This window comes from Plantibacter cousiniae (nom. nud.) (assembly GCF_977070315.1).
In genome coordinates, this window is the sequence record NZ_CDRVEU010000003.1 from 486,555 (window position 1) to 501,562 (window position 15,008).

14 protein-coding genes are annotated in these 15,008 nt (G+C 59.0%); 3 read left to right on the plus strand and 11 right to left on the minus strand.

The window, feature by feature from the left end:
* Positions 1–11 precede the first annotated feature (11 nt).
* The 3 genes from ACW55A_RS08985 to rplM all read right to left on the minus strand — a co-directional run bounded on the left by ACW55A_RS08985 (position 12) and on the right by rplM (position 1,746).
* The gene (locus ACW55A_RS08985; RefSeq protein WP_007248965.1) at positions 12–629 is read right to left on the minus strand and encodes a glutathione S-transferase N-terminal domain-containing protein; all 618 of its coding nucleotides are present in this window, start codon (positions 627–629) and stop codon (positions 12–14) included.
* Positions 630–910: 281 nt separating this feature from the next.
* Positions 911–1,303, minus strand: a complete 393-nt coding sequence (rpsI, locus tag ACW55A_RS08990; RefSeq protein WP_002555064.1) for a 30S ribosomal protein S9 — start codon at positions 1,301–1,303, stop codon at positions 911–913.
* A gap of 14 nt (positions 1,304–1,317) precedes the next feature.
* Positions 1,318–1,746 (minus strand): 50S ribosomal protein L13, encoded by a 429-nt coding sequence (rplM, locus tag ACW55A_RS08995; RefSeq protein ID WP_002555065.1) that lies wholly within the window; start codon positions 1,744–1,746, stop codon positions 1,318–1,320.
* Between the two features lie 395 nt (positions 1,747–2,141).
* Here rplM and ACW55A_RS09000 point away from each other — a divergent pair, with 395 nt between their 5' ends.
* A complete protein-coding gene (locus ACW55A_RS09000) occupies positions 2,142–3,146 on the plus strand; it encodes a GlxA family transcriptional regulator (protein WP_060708250.1) in 1,005 nt (334 codons plus the stop codon).
* Positions 3,147–3,204: 58 nt separating this feature from the next.
* Here the strand turns inward: ACW55A_RS09000 and zapE are convergent, their stop codons facing one another.
* The 3 genes from zapE to ACW55A_RS09015 all read right to left on the minus strand — a co-directional run bounded on the left by zapE (position 3,205) and on the right by ACW55A_RS09015 (position 6,379).
* Entirely contained in the window at positions 3,205–4,299 is a 1,095-nt protein-coding gene (gene zapE / locus ACW55A_RS09005) for a cell division protein ZapE (protein WP_058397319.1), read from the minus strand.
* A 62-nt stretch (positions 4,300–4,361) separates the two neighbouring features.
* Positions 4,362–5,711 (minus strand): tryptophan--tRNA ligase, encoded by a 1,350-nt coding sequence (locus tag ACW55A_RS09010; RefSeq protein WP_054082044.1) that lies wholly within the window; start codon positions 5,709–5,711, stop codon positions 4,362–4,364.
* Positions 5,712–5,749: 38 nt separating this feature from the next.
* On the minus strand, positions 5,750–6,379 hold the full coding sequence (locus ACW55A_RS09015; RefSeq protein WP_003364064.1) for an alpha/beta hydrolase: 630 nt from the start codon (positions 6,377–6,379) through the stop codon (positions 5,750–5,752).
* A 145-nt stretch (positions 6,380–6,524) separates the two neighbouring features.
* On the opposite strand from ACW55A_RS09015, the gene ACW55A_RS09020 reads away from it, so the two are divergent.
* Complete coding sequence (locus tag ACW55A_RS09020) at positions 6,525–6,968, plus strand: Z-ring associated ZapG family protein (RefSeq protein ID WP_003364066.1); 444 nt, start codon at positions 6,525–6,527, stop codon at positions 6,966–6,968.
* 112 nt (positions 6,969–7,080) lie between these two features.
* Here the strand turns inward: ACW55A_RS09020 and cysN are convergent, their stop codons facing one another.
* The 3 genes from cysN to ACW55A_RS09035 all read right to left on the minus strand — a co-directional run bounded on the left by cysN (position 7,081) and on the right by ACW55A_RS09035 (position 10,819).
* Positions 7,081–8,979 (minus strand): sulfate adenylyltransferase subunit CysN, encoded by a 1,899-nt coding sequence (gene cysN / locus ACW55A_RS09025; protein ID WP_003364069.1) that lies wholly within the window; start codon positions 8,977–8,979, stop codon positions 7,081–7,083.
* A 10-nt stretch (positions 8,980–8,989) separates the two neighbouring features.
* Positions 8,990–9,907, minus strand: a complete 918-nt coding sequence (gene cysD, locus ACW55A_RS09030) for a sulfate adenylyltransferase subunit CysD (RefSeq protein ID WP_003313577.1) — start codon at positions 9,905–9,907, stop codon at positions 8,990–8,992.
* 153 nt (positions 9,908–10,060) lie between these two features.
* Positions 10,061–10,819, minus strand: coding sequence for a Nif3-like dinuclear metal center hexameric protein (locus tag ACW55A_RS09035; RefSeq protein WP_003364071.1), 759 nt, complete (start codon positions 10,817–10,819; stop codon positions 10,061–10,063).
* Between the two features lie 111 nt (positions 10,820–10,930).
* Here ACW55A_RS09035 and algW point away from each other — a divergent pair, with 111 nt between their 5' ends.
* The gene (gene algW / locus ACW55A_RS09040; RefSeq protein WP_002555073.1) at positions 10,931–12,091 is read left to right on the plus strand and encodes a Do family serine endopeptidase AlgW; all 1,161 of its coding nucleotides are present in this window, start codon (positions 10,931–10,933) and stop codon (positions 12,089–12,091) included.
* Positions 12,092–12,583: 492 nt separating this feature from the next.
* Here algW and hisC read toward each other — a convergent pair whose 3' ends face one another.
* Together hisC and hisD are read right to left on the minus strand one after the other, a co-directional pair.
* Entirely contained in the window at positions 12,584–13,636 is a 1,053-nt protein-coding gene (gene hisC, locus ACW55A_RS09045; RefSeq protein ID WP_455808429.1) for a histidinol-phosphate transaminase, read from the minus strand.
* The gene (gene hisD / locus ACW55A_RS09050) at positions 13,636–14,982 is read right to left on the minus strand and encodes a histidinol dehydrogenase (RefSeq protein ID WP_058397322.1); all 1,347 of its coding nucleotides are present in this window, start codon (positions 14,980–14,982) and stop codon (positions 13,636–13,638) included. The genes hisC and hisD overlap by 1 nt, the downstream gene beginning before the upstream one ends.
* Positions 14,983–15,008: the final 26 nt, after the last annotated feature.

Genomic DNA, 15,008 nt, shown 5'->3' on the forward strand with positions numbered 1-15,008 from the left:
CTCCTTAAGCCTTAGCGCATTTCACGTTCGGCAGCAGACAGACTCGCCTGAAAAGCCTCACGCGCAAATTGGCGCTCCATGTAATCAAGCAGCGGCTTGGCAGGCCGCGGCAATTCAATACCCAAAATTGGCAAACGCCAGAGTATGGGGAGTAGACAGCAGTCAACAAGACTTAGCTCGTCGCTCATGAAAAAAGCTTTTTCCGCGAACAACGGAGAAACCCCGGCCAGACTCTCGCGGAGCTCCTTGCGCGCCTGAACACGAGCAGGCTCTTTGCTGCGCGTATCCAGAATCAGGTCGACAAGGCCACACCAGTCTCTCTGGATACGATGGATCAGCAAACGACTGTTGGCACGGGCAACCGGATAGACAGGCAGCAGAGGCGGATGTGGATAGCGCTCATCCAGATACTCCATCACCACGGTCGACTCGTACAACGCCAGGTCACGATCGACGAGGGTCGGCACGCTGCCGTATGGATTTACTTCAATCAGCTGCGGCGGATGACGACCTGCCACCACTTCAATGATTTCGGCGCTGACACCCTTCTCGGCTAGCACAATGCGTACGCGATGAGAATAGTGGTCGGCGGGGTCGGAGTAGCAGGCCAACCGGTTGGTCACGCCCATGGCGATCCTCCTCGCTTGTTAAAATTTATTGGACAGACGAACGAACGCGCTTCAAGGGCGCATCCGATAATGAACACAACATGACAGGCGTTCGTCGCGGGCCACAAGATAGCTCATTTACGCGATGTAAATTCCGTAATCTTCGTCGACAGGCGGATAAATTTCACAATATCGACGTAAAACGAGCAACGCAAAAACATCATGACCGTAAAAATCACGCCCATAAAAAAACGCCCAGCCCCGCGAGGGGATGGACGTTCTTTCTTTGAACGAAGAGCGTATTAACGCTTCGAGTACTGCGGACGCTTACGCGCTTTACGCAGACCGACTTTCTTACGTTCAACTTCACGAGCATCGCGAGTCACGAAGCCTGCTTTACGCAGAGCACCGCGAAGTGTCTCGTCGTACTGCATCAGAGCGCGAGTGATACCGTGGCGGATTGCGCCAGCCTGACCACTTACGCCGCCACCGATAACGGTGACGTAGATGTCGAACTTTTCAACGGTCTCGGTCAGTTCCAGCGGCTGACGAACTACCATGCGGGCAGTTTCGCGGCCGAAGAAATTGTCCAGGGAGCGGTTGTTGATCGAGATGTTACCAGTACCCGGACGCAGGAAAACGCGAGCGGTTGCGGTCTTGCGACGGCCAGTGCCGTAATTTTGAGTCGCCGACATAATGAACTATTCCGTTAAAACTTCAGTTCTTGGGGCTGCTGAGCAGTATGAGGGTGTACAGCGCCCGCATAGACTTTCAGCTTACGATACATGTCGCGACCCAGCGGGTTCTTAGGCAGCATGCCTTTGACCGCGGTCTCGATCACGCGCTCAGGAGCTTTGGCGATCAGCTTTTCGAAGTTGATCGACTTGATCCCGCCCGGAAAACCGGAGTGTGAGTAGTAGATCTTGTCGGTGGTCTTGGCACCAGTAACGCGGATCTGCTCGGCATTGATCACGACGATGTAGTCGCCGGTATCAACGTGCGGAGTGTATTCCGGTTTGTGCTTGCCACGCAGACGGCTCGCGATTTCGGTGGCCAGACGACCCAGGGTCTGACCAGCAGCGTCGACGACGAACCAGTCGCGCTTAACTGTTTCCGGTTTAGCAGTAAAAGTTTTCATTCTTTATAGCCTCAGGGGCCGCCCTGAAAATTAGACGGCGGATCTTACTGAATAGTGCGTACTTTGACAAGTCAAAGGCAGCCGGAAACAGACGCTATCGGGGGCTCGGGTCAGCGCGTCCGTTATACGGCAAGATTCTTCGGCAGACGGCGCATCACTTCCACTGCAAAGAGCTGGCGGATTATACAGACTGTAAAAATAACCTCAACCGGATTTTTTGTTCACATTCTGTTTATTGCCTGCGAGGCGTGGATTGGCGGATATTGACCCTCTTAGCACAAAGCCATCATGGGTGCCCTGCCAAGGGGCTCCACGTAACGAGACTGGACAGTTTTGGGAAAAAATAAGACGATCCAGCCGTAGCTTGACCATTTACCCATATAAGAATAACGATTATGCCGATCCGACACGCCACTCTTCTGCGCCGCGTAAGTATTCTGACCACGGACAAGATGTTTGCCTCCACTGTCATGCAGGCCAAGGACTTCTTCCACCTGGCGAGCCTGCGCTACAGCAAGCAACTGGGCCACGGCCTGGTGCCCGCCTTCGAAACGCGCCTGGTCAGCCCCGACGGGCTGCCTGTCAGCAGCTTCAGCGATGTCACCCTGCCGGTCGACGGCGCGCTGTGCCAGAGCGACATTATCGTCATCCCGGCCTTCTGGGACGATTTTGAAACCCTCTGTCAGCGTTATCCACAGATCCTGCCGTGGTTGCGCGAACAGCACGCCAACGGCGCCGTACTCTGCGCCGAAGCCACCGGTGTCTACTGGCTTGCCGAAGCAGGTTTGCTGGACGGCAAGGAAGCGACGACCTACTGGCGTTTTTTCAGCGCATTTGCCGAGCGCTATCCAAAGGTCCTGCTCAATCAGGAGAAGCACCTCACCGACGCCGACAACGTGTATTGCGCGGGCGGCACGACCTCAGCCTGCGATCTGTATATTTATCTGATCGAGCGCTTCTGCGGCGCCAATGTCGCCCAGGCCGTCGCCCGCGACATCCTCTATGAAGTGCGTCGCACCTACTCGCCGGGGCGAATCGGTTTTGGCGGTCAGAAGCTTCATCAGGACGTGGTCATCCTGCAAATTCAGCACTGGCTGGAAGAGCACTTTGCCGACAAGTTCCGCTTTGAAGACGTGGCCCGCGAGCATGGCATGAGCATTCGCAATTTCATGCGCCGCTTTCAGACCGCCACGGGCGACAAGCCACTGCATTACCTGCAACGACTGCGGATCGAAACGGCAAAGGGATTGCTCTCTGGGACGCGCAAGAGCATCAAGACCATCAGCTATGAAGTGGGCTACGACGACGCCAGCTTCTTTGCCCGATTGTTCCGCCAGCACACCGAGCTGTCACCCAATCAGTACCGGCAACAGTTCGAAGGCCATAAAGAGAGGCTTTGAGGTGCAAGGCGCAGCGTGATCGAGCTTCAGGCCTGTCGCCTGAAGCTCGCCGCAACTGCTAAGGCTTGTGCGCCCGCGAGAGGAATTCGTGGGATTGCATTTCCAGCAGGCGGCTGAGGGTACGCTGGAACTCGAACATCAACCGGCCGCCGGTGTACAGGTCCTTCAATTCAACCTCGGCCGAGATGATCAGCTTGACGTTGCGATCGTAGAACTCGTCGACCATGTTGATAAAGCGCCGGGCGATGTCGTCAGTAGCAACGTCCATCTGCTCGACGCCGCTGATCAGCACGGCATGGAAGATCTTGCCCAGCTCGATGTAATCGTTCTGACTGCGCGGGCCGTCGCACAACTCGCGGAAGTCGAACCAGGCCACATCATCACAGGTGCGCAGCGCGCGGATCTCGCGATTTTCGATCATCAACACATCGTTTTCGATGGTTTCTGCGCAATCCGGCGTCAGGGCCTTGAAGCTTTTACGCAGGCTTTCCTGTGCAACTTCGTTAAGCGGAAAGTGAAACAGTTCGGCCTGCTCCAGGTGGCGCAGACGGTAATCGACGCCACTGTCGACGTTGACGATGTCGGTGTTCTGCTTGATCAGCGCGATGGCCGGCAGGAAACGCGCCCGCTGCAGGCCGTCCTTGTACAGGCCGTCCGGGACGATGTTGGACGTAGCCACCAGCGTCACGCCGTTCTTGAACAGCTCTTCCATCAGCGTGCCGAGGATCATGGCATCGGTGATATCGGAGACGAAAAACTCGTCGAAGCAGATGACCCGCGCCTCGTCGGAAAACCGCCTGGCGATGATCGTCAGCGGGTTTTTCTCGCCCTTGAGGGTCTTCATCTCTTCGTGCACGCGCTTCATGAAGCGGTGGAAGTGCGTACGGACCTTGTCCTGGAACGGCAGTGCGTCGAAGAACGTATCGACCAGATACGTCTTGCCGCGGCCTACGCCACCCCAGAAGTACAGCCCCTTGACCAGCGCCTGCTCTTTCTTGCCGAACAGTTTGCCGAGCAGGCCAGGCTTGCTGTCGTGAGCGGCGATCAGATCGTCGTACAGGCGCTGCAGATGACGCACAGCGTTTTCCTGCGCGGCATCGTGAAAGAAGTCCGGGCGTTTCAGATCAGCTTGATATCGTTCTAGGGGCGTCATAATTCGTTAGCAAGGCAACAAAAACGGGTCGTCACTGTAGCGACGACCCCGGGGATTGGCAATCAGTCCTGTTGAGGAGCGAGCGCCAGCTTGAGAGTTTCGATGGCACTGTCGCGCGCGGCAGCATCGGCGAATACCGGACTGTCCGCCACACAGGCGCCGTCCAGCCACAGCGTGAAGCGATCGTCTTCGCTGCGCAGGTCCAGTTCGCCGCCCTGCTGCAACTGCTTGCTGACCACGCCTGCAGCCTTGCCATCGGCAAAGTTGCGCGACAACAGCAACTGCTCGCCATCGGCTGCCAGCAGGCGGAAACGGAAGCTGCCGTCGTCTTCACGGAAGCTGACGAAACGAGCGCCCTTGCTGGCCTTTTTCTTGCCGGTGTCGGCGTTCTGCACCACGGTACGGAACGACCGCAGGCCCACCGCCTCGCGCAATTGCTCGAGGAACGGAGTGGCGACGCGACGGGCTTTCTGCGCGCCAGCGAGCAGGATGTCTTCGAGATCGGCAGGACGCTCGATCAGCCCCAGATACTTTTCACGGGGTTCGCTCAGTTGTGCATCCAGCAACGTGAACAGACGATTCTTGGCTTCGCCCCAGCCCAGGCCCTGCAACAGGTCAGAGCGGAATTCAGCGCACTGCTCGGCCGTCGAGAACGCCTGGTACAGAGTAAACAGGTGGGAGGTGTCCGGGTCTTTCGCTTCGCCCGGCGCACGCGAGTCGGTGACGATGCGCGATATCGCGCTTTTCATGTCCTTGGCACCGCTGAACAACGGGATGGTGTTGTCGTAACTCTTGGACATCTTGCGACCGTCCAGGCCTGGCAGCGTGGCTACGCTCTCTTCGATCAATGCCTCGGGCATGACGAAGAACTCCTTGCCATTGCCGAACAGGTGATTGAAACGCTGGCCGATGTCACGGGCCATTTCAACGTGCTGAATCTGATCACGCCCTACCGGAACCTGATGCGCATTGAACATCAGGATGTCGGCAGCCATCAGCACCGGGTAGCTGTACAGCCCCATGGTGATGCCTGCATCCGGGTCTTCGCCACTTTCCACGTTCTTGTCCACCGACGCCTTGTAGGCGTGGGCGCGATTGAGCAGGCCCTTGGCCGCGACGCAGGTGAGCAGCCAGGTCAGTTCCGGGATTTCAGGAATGTCCGACTGGCGATAGAAGGTCACACGATCAACGTCCAGCCCCGCTGCCAGCCAGGTCGCGGCGATTTCCAGACGCGAGCGCTGAATGCGCAGCGGGTCATCGCATTTGATCAGCGCGTGGTAGTCGGCCAGAAAGTAGAACGAGTCGAAATCGCTCTGACGGCTGGCGACAATGGCCGGGCGAATGGCGCCCGCGTAGTTGCCCAGATGGGGAGTGCCGGTGGTCGTGATACCGGTCAGGATACGAGTGGTCATGGCAGGTCGCTTATCAATAGGATGCAATACGGCTGCAATCAGCTGGAAAGTCGCGGCAGGAGCAGATCTTTCAGATCAGTCAGCTTGCCGTGAAAAAAGTGTCCGCATTCTGCCACTTTCAGCAGCTCATGGGGACGTTGCAACGCGGCGGACCATGCATAGACGGTCTCGGGCTCGATCACTTCGTCGTTCTCGGGCTGAATGATCGTCAGCGGGCAAGCCTGGGGCAGCACGCTCTGATCCTCGAGCCGCGAAGCCGCAGCAGCAACCAGAAACACGTGCGTGAGCTTTTCACCCTGCGCTTCCAGCCTGCCACCCAGGTTTGCAGCAACGTAGCCGCCAAAGGAAAATCCGAACAGGGTCATCGGCAGATCCGGATGTTGCGCCCGCAGCCATCGGGCGGCAGCCTGGGCATCATCAATCTCGCCCGGCCCGGCAACCGACGTACCGGCACTGGCGCCGACGCCGCGATAATTGAAGCGCAATGTGATCAAACCCTGATCGCGAGCGGTGCGCTGCAACGTCGAAACGACTTTATTGAGCATCGTTCCGCCCTGTATCGGGTTAGGATGGCAGATCAGTGCAACACCTCGGGCGTCGGGGACGTCCTGATACAGCGCTTCGAGCTGGCCCTCAGGGCCATCGATAAATAATGGGGTTTCACGCATGAGCAAAACAGAACTCCGTGACCTCGAAATGGGTCGACTCGTCTAGCTGATTGTCTGCGGCATGCATATCAACGATACGTCGCGGGTATACAGCGCAGGTTCGAGCCGTTAACGTAAAGCAAAGCCGTTTATAGAGGAAGGACTCGTGGAACACTCGCTCTTAGTCTGGTTGTTGCCGACGCTCGCCCTGGTGGCCGGTGTCGTCATTGGTTTTCTGGTGGCACGCCTGCTGCCCAACACCGTTCCGAACAGCACCCAGCGCCAGCTGGATGACATTCAGGAGCGTTTCGACACCTATCAGAACGAGGTAGTCACGCACTTCAACAGCACGGCCAATCTGGTACAAAAGCTTTCACAGAGCTATCAGGATGTTCAGGAACACCTTGCCGAGGGCGCCAACCGCCTGGCTCTCGACGAGCTGACCCGCCAACGCCTGCTGGCCGCCCTGCACCCTGAGGCCAATCATGCGCACCGCGATCATCGCGACCGCCTGACCCCGCCACGCGACACTGAAACGCCCAAGGATTACGCCCCCAAGTCGCCCAACACACCGGGCATGCTGGACGAGCATTACGGCTTGAAGAAGTAAGCTTTCGCAGCCACACAAAAAGCCCGCCGCAGAGAGCATCTGCGGCGGGCTTTTTTGTGGGATCGAAACTGCAATCCCTTGCGGATGTAAGCCCCCTGCTAGAGGCTATGAATCAGATCGCGCCGCGGCTGCGCAGCAGATCCAGCACCTGCCTGACGCTTTCTTCGACGTTGAGTGTCTGCGTGTCGATCACCAGATCGGCATTCAGCGGCACGTCATACGGGAAGGACTCGCCAGGAATGTTGTCGCCATCAGCGGCATACAGGCCCTGTGGATCACGCTCGCGGCAGACCGCTGGCGATGCCTGCACATAGACCGTGAGCAGACGATCCTTGCCGATCAGCGCCTTGGCGCGCTCACGCCCTTCGGCGTCCGGGGCAACGAATGCGGCCAGAGTCAGCAGGCCGGCTTCGTTGAACTGACGCGCCACATGAGCAGCACGGCTCCAGTTCTCGGTACGACCGGCACGATCCTGTGGCAAGCCCTTGTTCAGGTCATGACGCAGGTTCTGACCGTCCAGTACATAGACCGCACGGCCCATGTCGAACAGCTTGCGCTCGACCGCATAGGCCAGCGTGCTTTTGCCCGCGCCGGACAGGCCGCTGAACAACACGGTGGCCGGTTGCTGACCGAAGCGCTGCGCGCGCTCCTCTGTGGAGACGTGGGCCAGTTCGCCATGGTGCTGCGAGCCGCCACCTGAAACCGGCTTGGCGATGATCATGCCCGCCGCAACGGTGCCATTGGTCAAACGATCGATGACGATGAACGAACCCGTGGTGCGGTTGCTGCTGTAGCCGTCCAGCGCGATGGGCGCATCGAGGCTGACCTTGACCCGGCCGATCTCGTTCAGTTGCAACGAGCTGGCAGGGCCCTCCTCCAGCGTATTCACATCGACCCGGTGGGTGATGCTGGCAATGGAGCCCGGCACATAACTGGTGGCGCGCTTGATGTCGTACTTCTTGCCCGGCAGCATCGGCTCTTCGGCCATCCACACCAGCATGGCCTCAAACGCATCGCTGACCTGCGGAACGTTGTCGGCATGCACCAGCAGGTCACCACGGGAAATGTCGATCTCGTCTTCCATGGTCAGCGTCACTGCCTGGCCCGGCCCGGCCTGCTCCAGCTCACCTTCAAAGGTGACGATGGACTTCACACGGCTGCTCTTGCCCGATGGCAGCACGACGATCTCGTCGCCCTTGTGCACGATGCCGCTGGCCAGCGTACCGGCGAAGCCACGGAAGTTCAGGTTCGGACGGTTGACGTACTGCACCGGGAAACGCAGGTCCGCATAGTTGCGGTCGCTGGCGATTTCGACCGTTTCGAGAATTTCCATCAACGACTGGCCGGTGTACCACGGCGAACGCTCGCTCTTGTTCACCACGTTGTCGCCCTTGAGCGCCGACATCGGCACAAAAGCCATGGTGGTCGGCTTGAACGCGATACCCTCGGCGAACTTCAGGTAATCGGCCTTGATCGACTCGAACACGCCCTCATCAAAGCCATTGAGGTCCATCTTGTTGATGGCGACGACGATGTGCTTGATGCCCAGCAGCGAAGCGATGTAGCTGTGACGACGGGTCTGGGTCTGCACGCCATAGCGCGCGTCCACCAGAATGATGGCCAGGTCACAGGTCGAAGCGCCAGTCGCCATGTTGCGAGTGTACTGCTCATGGCCCGGCGTATCGGCAATGATGAACTTGCGCTTGGCCGTGGAGAAATAGCGATAGGCGACATCGATAGTGATGCCCTGCTCCCGCTCGGCCTGCAGACCATCCACCAGCAACGCCAGATCGACGTCATCGCCGGTGGTGCCGGACTTCTTCGAGTCACGGGTGATGGCTTCCAGGTGATCTTCGTAGATCATCTTGGAGTCGTGCAGCAAACGCCCGATCAGCGTGCTCTTGCCGTCATCGACGTTGCCACAGGTAAGAAAGCGCAGCATTTCCTTGCGTTCGTGCTGGCCCAGGTAGGCGAGGATGTCCTCGCTGATCAAATCAGATTGATGCGACATGTGACACCCCTTAGAAATAACCCTGACGTTTCTTTTCTTCCATCGAGCCAGCGCCGTCATGGTCAATGACCCGGCCTTGGCGCTCGGAAGTTCGCGTCAGCAACATTTCCTGAATGATGTCGGTCAGGCTGGTCGCTTCGGACTCGACAGCACCGGTCAGCGGGTAGCAGCCGAGGGTGCGGAAACGGACCTTTTTCTTGACGATGCGCGACTTCTCTTCATCGGTGAGATGCTCGAGGATGCGCTCGTCGTCGATCATGATCAGCGTGCCGTTCTTCTCGATGACGTCGCGCTCGGCGGCGAAATACAGCGGCACGATCGGGATGCCTTCAAGGTAGATGTACTGCCAGATGTCCAGCTCGGTCCAGTTGGAGAGCGGGAACACACGGATCGACTCACCTTTGTTGACGTTGCCGTTGTAGACGTTCCACAGCTCGGGACGCTGGTTTTTCGGGTCCCAGCGGTGCTTGCTGTCGCGGAACGAGTAGACGCGTTCCTTGGCCCGGGACTTTTCTTCATCGCGTCGGGCACCGCCAAAGGCGGCGTCGAAACCATGCTTGTCGAGCGCCTGCTTCAGGCCCTCGGTCTTCATGATGTCGGTGTGTTTGGCGCTGCCGTGGGTGAACGGGTTGATGCCCTGTGCCACGCCATCGGGGTTGATGTGGGTGATCAGGTCCAGCCCCATTTCCTCGACCATCTGGTCGCGGAAGCGATACATCTCCTGGAATTTCCAGCGCGTATCGACGTGCATGACCGGGAATGGCAGTTTACCGGGGAAGAATGCCTTGCGCGCCAGGTGCAGCATCACGGCCGAATCCTTGCCGATCGAGTACAGCATCACCGGGTTATCGAACTCGGCGGCGACCTCGCGGATGATGTGGATGCTTTCCGCCTCCAGCTGTTTCAGATGCGTCAGTTTGTCAACCATGGCTACTCACGGATTGCGTTCGTTATGGACCGGGAAACCCCGGGGCGGCCAGCGGGCCGTATTCGAGCCGGGCACTTTAACATGCGTGATATCGCTAATCAGCGATGCAGCTAGATCGAAACGATCTATGCATATGCCCTGCTGTTTGATCGTTCAAATCGGGTTCGGGCAGTCGATGAAGATATGCTCGAGCGCAAACCGTCGCGCCAGATAATCGCCCAGCGCCTGCACGCCATAGCGCTCGGTGGCATGATGACCGGCCGCAATGAAGCTGATGTCATTCTCGCGTGCGCTATGAAACGTCTGCTCTGACGCTTCGCCACTGAGGAACAGATCGACGCCTTCCAGCACTGCCTGATCAATGTAGTTCTGACCACCGCCCGTGCACCAGCCGACACGGCGAATCATCTGACTGCCTTCGATGAGCAATGGCTCACGCCCCAGCGCATCCTGCACGCGACGGGCAAAATCCCGCGCAGTCATGGGCTCGGACAACGAGCCGATCAACCCGACCACACGCGGGTTTTCAGGGTCCAGAGGGCCTTCGACCGTGATGTCCAGTTGACGCGCCAGTTGCACGTTGTTGCCCACCTCGGGATGCACATCCAGCGGCAGGTGATAGGCCAGCAGGCTGATGTCGTGTTTGAGCAAGGTCTTCAGGCGACGCTGCTTCATGCCGACGACACACGGGTTTTCGCCCTTCCAGAAATAACCGTGGTGAACCAGAACCAGATCAGCCTGGGCATCGACTGCCGCATCCAGCAGGGCCTGACTGGCCGTCACGCCACTGACGATGCGCATGACTTGCGGCCGCCCTTCGACCTGCAGGCCATTGGGGCAGTAATCCTGAATCCGGGCACTGTTCAGATAGCGGTCGGCTTCTTCGACCAGGGTGCTCAGGGCAACAGCCATAAAAGACTCCTAAATATGCAGTTCAGAGCTGCGTTGTACTCGTATAATGCCCGCCATTATGGCGCACCCGTGGCAAAACTTTCTGCGCCCGCAACCATCAGGACTTGTTAAATGTTCAAGGCACTGCGTTTTTTCGGCTGGCCATTGCTGGCTGGCGTGCTTATCGCCATGCTGATTATTCAGCGCTATCCGCAGTGGGTCGGTCTGCCGAGCCTGGATGTCAATCTGCAACAGGCCCCACAGACCACCAACGTCATGCAAGGTCCGTCTTCCTATGCCGACGCGGTCATTGCCGCAGCGCCCGCGGTGGTCAACCTCTATACCACCAAGATGGTCAACAAGGGCAACAACCCGCTTTTCGAAGACCCGCAGTTCCGCCGCTTCTTCGGCGACAACACGCCCAAGCAGAAGCGTATGGAATCGAGCCTGGGTTCTGGCGTGATGATGAGCCCTGAAGGCTACATACTGACCAACAACCACGTCACCACTGGCGCGGACCAGATCGTGGTAGCGCTAAAAGACGGCCGCGAAACCATTGCCCGGGTCATCGGCAATGACCCGGAAACCGACCTGGCGGTGCTCAAGATCGATTTGAAAAACCTGCCCGCGATTACTATCGCGCGCTCTGACAGCATCCGCATCGGCGATGTTGCGCTGGCGATCGGCAACCCGTTCGGGGTCGGCCAGACCGTGACCATGGGGATCATCAGTGCCACCGGGCGCAATCAATTGGGCCTCAACACTTATGAAGACTTCATTCAGACCGATGCGGCCATCAACCCGGGTAACTCGGGCGGTGCGCTGGTAGACGCCAGCGGCAATCTGATCGGTATCAATACCGCGATTTTTTCCAAGTCCGGCGGCTCCCAGGGCATCGGCTTCGCTATTCCGACCAAATTGGCAATGGATGTCATGAAGTCGATCATCGAGCACGGTCAGGTCATTCGTGGCTGGCTGGGCATCGAAGTTCAACCCCTGACCCAGGAACTGGCCGAATCCTTCGGGCTGAAGGATCGTCCAGGTATCGTTGTGGCCGGCATCTTCCGCGACGGACCGGCGCAGAAAGCCGGCCTGCAACTGGGCGACGTGATCCTGAGCATCAATGGCGAACCTGCCGGCGACGGTCGTCGCTCGATGAACCAGGTGGCGCGCACCAAACCCAAGGACAAGATTGCTATCGACGTGATGCGCAACGGCAAGGAGATGCGCCTGAGCGCCGAGGTCGGCCTGCGCCCACCACCCGCCCCGACACCCGCCGCAGCGCCGGAGTGATGCGCCATTACCTGAAAGTGCGGTACAGCACAGATCTGTGACGCCGGGAATAAAGGGCGTCCGGGCTTCTGCCCGGAGGGCGTGAGGGGCGAGCTTGCTCGCGAAGAAAGTGTTTCAATCGACGCATTTTCGGCGTTTGTGCAGGCCCTTTCGCGAGCAAGCTCGCTCCCACAGGTCCGGAGTGTTTTCAAACCATGCGAGACACTCACACGGGTCCGAAGTGTTTCAAGCCATGTGGATGCTCTGCGGCAGCGATGATCTTGTGGGAGCGAGCTTGCTCGCGAAGGCGGATTACCTGATCAATGGAGTTTCAGCGGCTGAACGGGCCTCTTCGCGAGCAAGCTCGCTCCCACACAGGTCCGGGGTGTTTTCGAGCCATTTGAATTACTCACATAGGTCGGCGGTGTTTCCAGGCCATGCGGATGCTCTGCGGCATCGATGATCCTGTGGCAGCGCAAGGTCAGCCCGTTTTCGGGCTGACCGATCCGCGTCTCAGATGTCGCTCAGACCTTCCAGCAACGCCTGATGCTGCTCTGTCGTGCCGATGCTGATACGCAGGAACTGGGCGATTCGCTGCTGTTTGAAGTGGCGGACGATGACGCCCTGCTCGCGCAGTTTGGCGGCCAGTGCTGCGGCATCGTGTTGCGGGTGGCGAGCGAAGATGAAGTTGGCTGCCGATGGCAGCACTTCAAAGCCCTTGCCCTGCAACTGCTCGACCAGCGCCTCGCGGCTTTCGATGACCTTGTTGCGGGTCGTCTCGAAGTGCTCGCGATCCTCGAAAGCCGCTGCCCCTCCCACGTTGGCCATGCGATCCAGCGGGTAGGAGTTGAAGCTGTTCTTGACTCGCTCCAGCGCCTCGATCAGGTCAGGATGCCCCACCGCCAGGCCGACGCGCAGACCGGCCAGCGAGCGCGACTTGGACAGGGTCTGAGTGACCAGCAGGTTCGGGTAACGGTCGATCAGTGTAATGGCTGTCTCGCCACCAAAGTCGATATACGCTTCATCGACGACCACCACCGAATCCGGGCTGGCCTTGATGATCTGCTCGACCTTGTCCAGACCGAGCAGGCAACCCGTCGGCGCATTCGGGTTGGGGAAGATGATCCCGGCATTCGGCTTGGCATAGTCCGCAGCACGGATCTGGAACTGCTCATCCAGCGGGACCGTTTCATAGTCGATGCCATACAGGCCGCAATACACCGGATAGAAGCTGTAGCTGATATCCGGGAACAGAAGCGGAGCATCGTGCTGAAACAAAGCGTGGAAAATGTGCGCCAGCACTTCATCCGAGCCATTGCCCAGGAACACCTGATTGGGCTGCACCTTGTAGTAATCGGCGACAGCGTGCTTGAGCAGATCACTGTTGGGGTCCGGGTACAGACGCAAGTCGTCGGTCAGCGCAGCGCGCATGGCGTCGATGGCCTTTGGCGAAGGGCCATACGGGTTTTCATTGGTATTAAGCTTGACCAGTCGGGTCAGCTTCGGCTGTTCGCCCGGCACATAAGGCACCAGATCGCTGACAAAAGGGCTCCAGAATTTGCTCATTATTTGCCATCCTCTGTGTTGCCTGCTTTCCAGTCAGGGTCAGTGATTCGATATTCGGCACTGCGCGCGTGGCCGCTCAGGGATTCGCCACGAGCCAGCACGGACGCTGTCTTGCCCAGCTCGGACGCACCTTGCGGCGAGCAATAGATGATCGACGAGCGCTTCTGGAAATCGTAGACGCCCAGCGGTGAAGAGAAACGCGCCGTGCCAGAGGTCGGCAACACATGGTTGGGACCTGCGCAGTAGTCGCCCAGTGCTTCGGAGGTGTGGCGCCCCATGAAGATCGCACCCGCATGGCGGATCTGCGGCAGCCAGGCTTCCGGATCGGCGACCGACAGTTCAAGGTGCTCGGGCGCAATGCGATTGGCGACTTCGATAGCCTGGGCCATGTCAGCCACCTTTATCAGCGCACCGCGGCCATTGATCGACGTTTCGACGATGGCCGCCCGCTCCATGGTCGGTAGCAGACGGGTGATGCTGGCGGCGACCTTGTCGAGAAATTCGGCATCCGGACTGACCAGAATGGCCTGGGCATCTTCGTCGTGCTCGGCCTGGGAGAACAGGTCCATGGCAATCCAGTCAGGATCGGTCTGGCCGTCACACACCACCAGAATTTCGGAAGGACCGGCGATCATGTCGATCCCCACCTGACCGAACACATGACGCTTGGCGGTCGCCACGTAAATGTTGCCAGGACCGACCACCTTGTCGACTTTCGGCACGCTTTCAGTACCGTACGCCAGCGCGGCAACAGCTTGCGCCCCGCCGATGGTGAACACCCGGTCAACCCCTGCAATACAGGCAGCGGCCAGCACCAGCTCGTTGATTTCACCACGCGGCGTCGGCACGACCATGACCACTTCGGTCACGCCTGCCACCTTGGCCGGTATAGCGTTCATCAATACCGAAGACGGGTAGGAAGCCTTGCCACCCGGCACGTACAGGCCTGCACGGTCCAGCGGCGTGACCTTCTGGCCCAGCACCGTGCCGTCGGCCTCGGTGTAGCTCCAGGAATCCTGCTTCTGCTTTTCGTGGTAGCTGCGTACACGCTCGGCGGCCTTTTCCAGGGCTTCGCGCTGAACCGGGGTAATGCGCGTCAACGCCAGCTCCAGGCGCTGGCGAGGCAGGATCAGGTCGGCCATCGACGCAACCTGTAGCCCGTCGAACTTCTGGGTGAACTCGACCAGCGCCGCGTCGCCCCGCTCACGCACCGCCTTGATGATGTCGAGCACGCGCTGGTTGACCGAATCGTCAGACACACTTTCCCAGCTCAGCAGATGATCCAGATGTCGTGCGAAATCCGGGTCAGCAGCGTCGAGTCGGCGAATTGCAGTGGGAGTGGTCATAGCGGGGCCTCAATAATTGGCGGATG

Excerpts from the sequence above, each read along its gene's own strand:
- ACW55A_RS08985 (WP_007248965.1), bottom strand. The coding sequence starts at position 629 with ATGGGCGTGACCAACCGGTTGGCCTGCTACTCCGACCCCGCCGACCAC.
- cysD (WP_003313577.1), bottom strand. The coding sequence starts at position 9,907 with ATGGTTGACAAACTGACGCATCTGAAACAGCTGGAGGCGGAAAGCATC.
- ACW55A_RS09015 (WP_003364064.1), bottom strand. The coding sequence starts at position 6,379 with ATGCGTGAAACCCCATTATTTATCGATGGCCCTGAGGGCCAGCTCGAA.
- cysN (WP_003364069.1), bottom strand. The coding sequence starts at position 8,979 with ATGTCGCATCAATCTGATTTGATCAGCGAGGACATCCTCGCCTACCTG.
- ACW55A_RS09035 (WP_003364071.1), bottom strand. The coding sequence starts at position 10,819 with ATGGCTGTTGCCCTGAGCACCCTGGTCGAAGAAGCCGACCGCTATCTG.
- ACW55A_RS09010 (WP_054082044.1), bottom strand. The coding sequence starts at position 5,711 with ATGACCACTCGTATCCTGACCGGTATCACGACCACCGGCACTCCCCAT.
- rpsI (WP_002555064.1), bottom strand. The coding sequence starts at position 1,303 with ATGTCGGCGACTCAAAATTACGGCACTGGCCGTCGCAAGACCGCAACC.
- ACW55A_RS09000 (WP_060708250.1), top strand. The coding sequence starts at position 2,142 with ATGCCGATCCGACACGCCACTCTTCTGCGCCGCGTAAGTATTCTGACC.
- rplM (WP_002555065.1), bottom strand. The coding sequence starts at position 1,746 with ATGAAAACTTTTACTGCTAAACCGGAAACAGTTAAGCGCGACTGGTTC.
- hisD (WP_058397322.1), bottom strand. The coding sequence starts at position 14,982 with ATGACCACTCCCACTGCAATTCGCCGACTCGACGCTGCTGACCCGGAT.
- zapE (WP_058397319.1), bottom strand. The coding sequence starts at position 4,299 with ATGACGCCCCTAGAACGATATCAAGCTGATCTGAAACGCCCGGACTTC.
- algW (WP_002555073.1), top strand. The coding sequence starts at position 10,931 with ATGTTCAAGGCACTGCGTTTTTTCGGCTGGCCATTGCTGGCTGGCGTG.
- hisC (WP_455808429.1), bottom strand. The coding sequence starts at position 13,636 with ATGAGCAAATTCTGGAGCCCTTTTGTCAGCGATCTGGTGCCTTATGTG.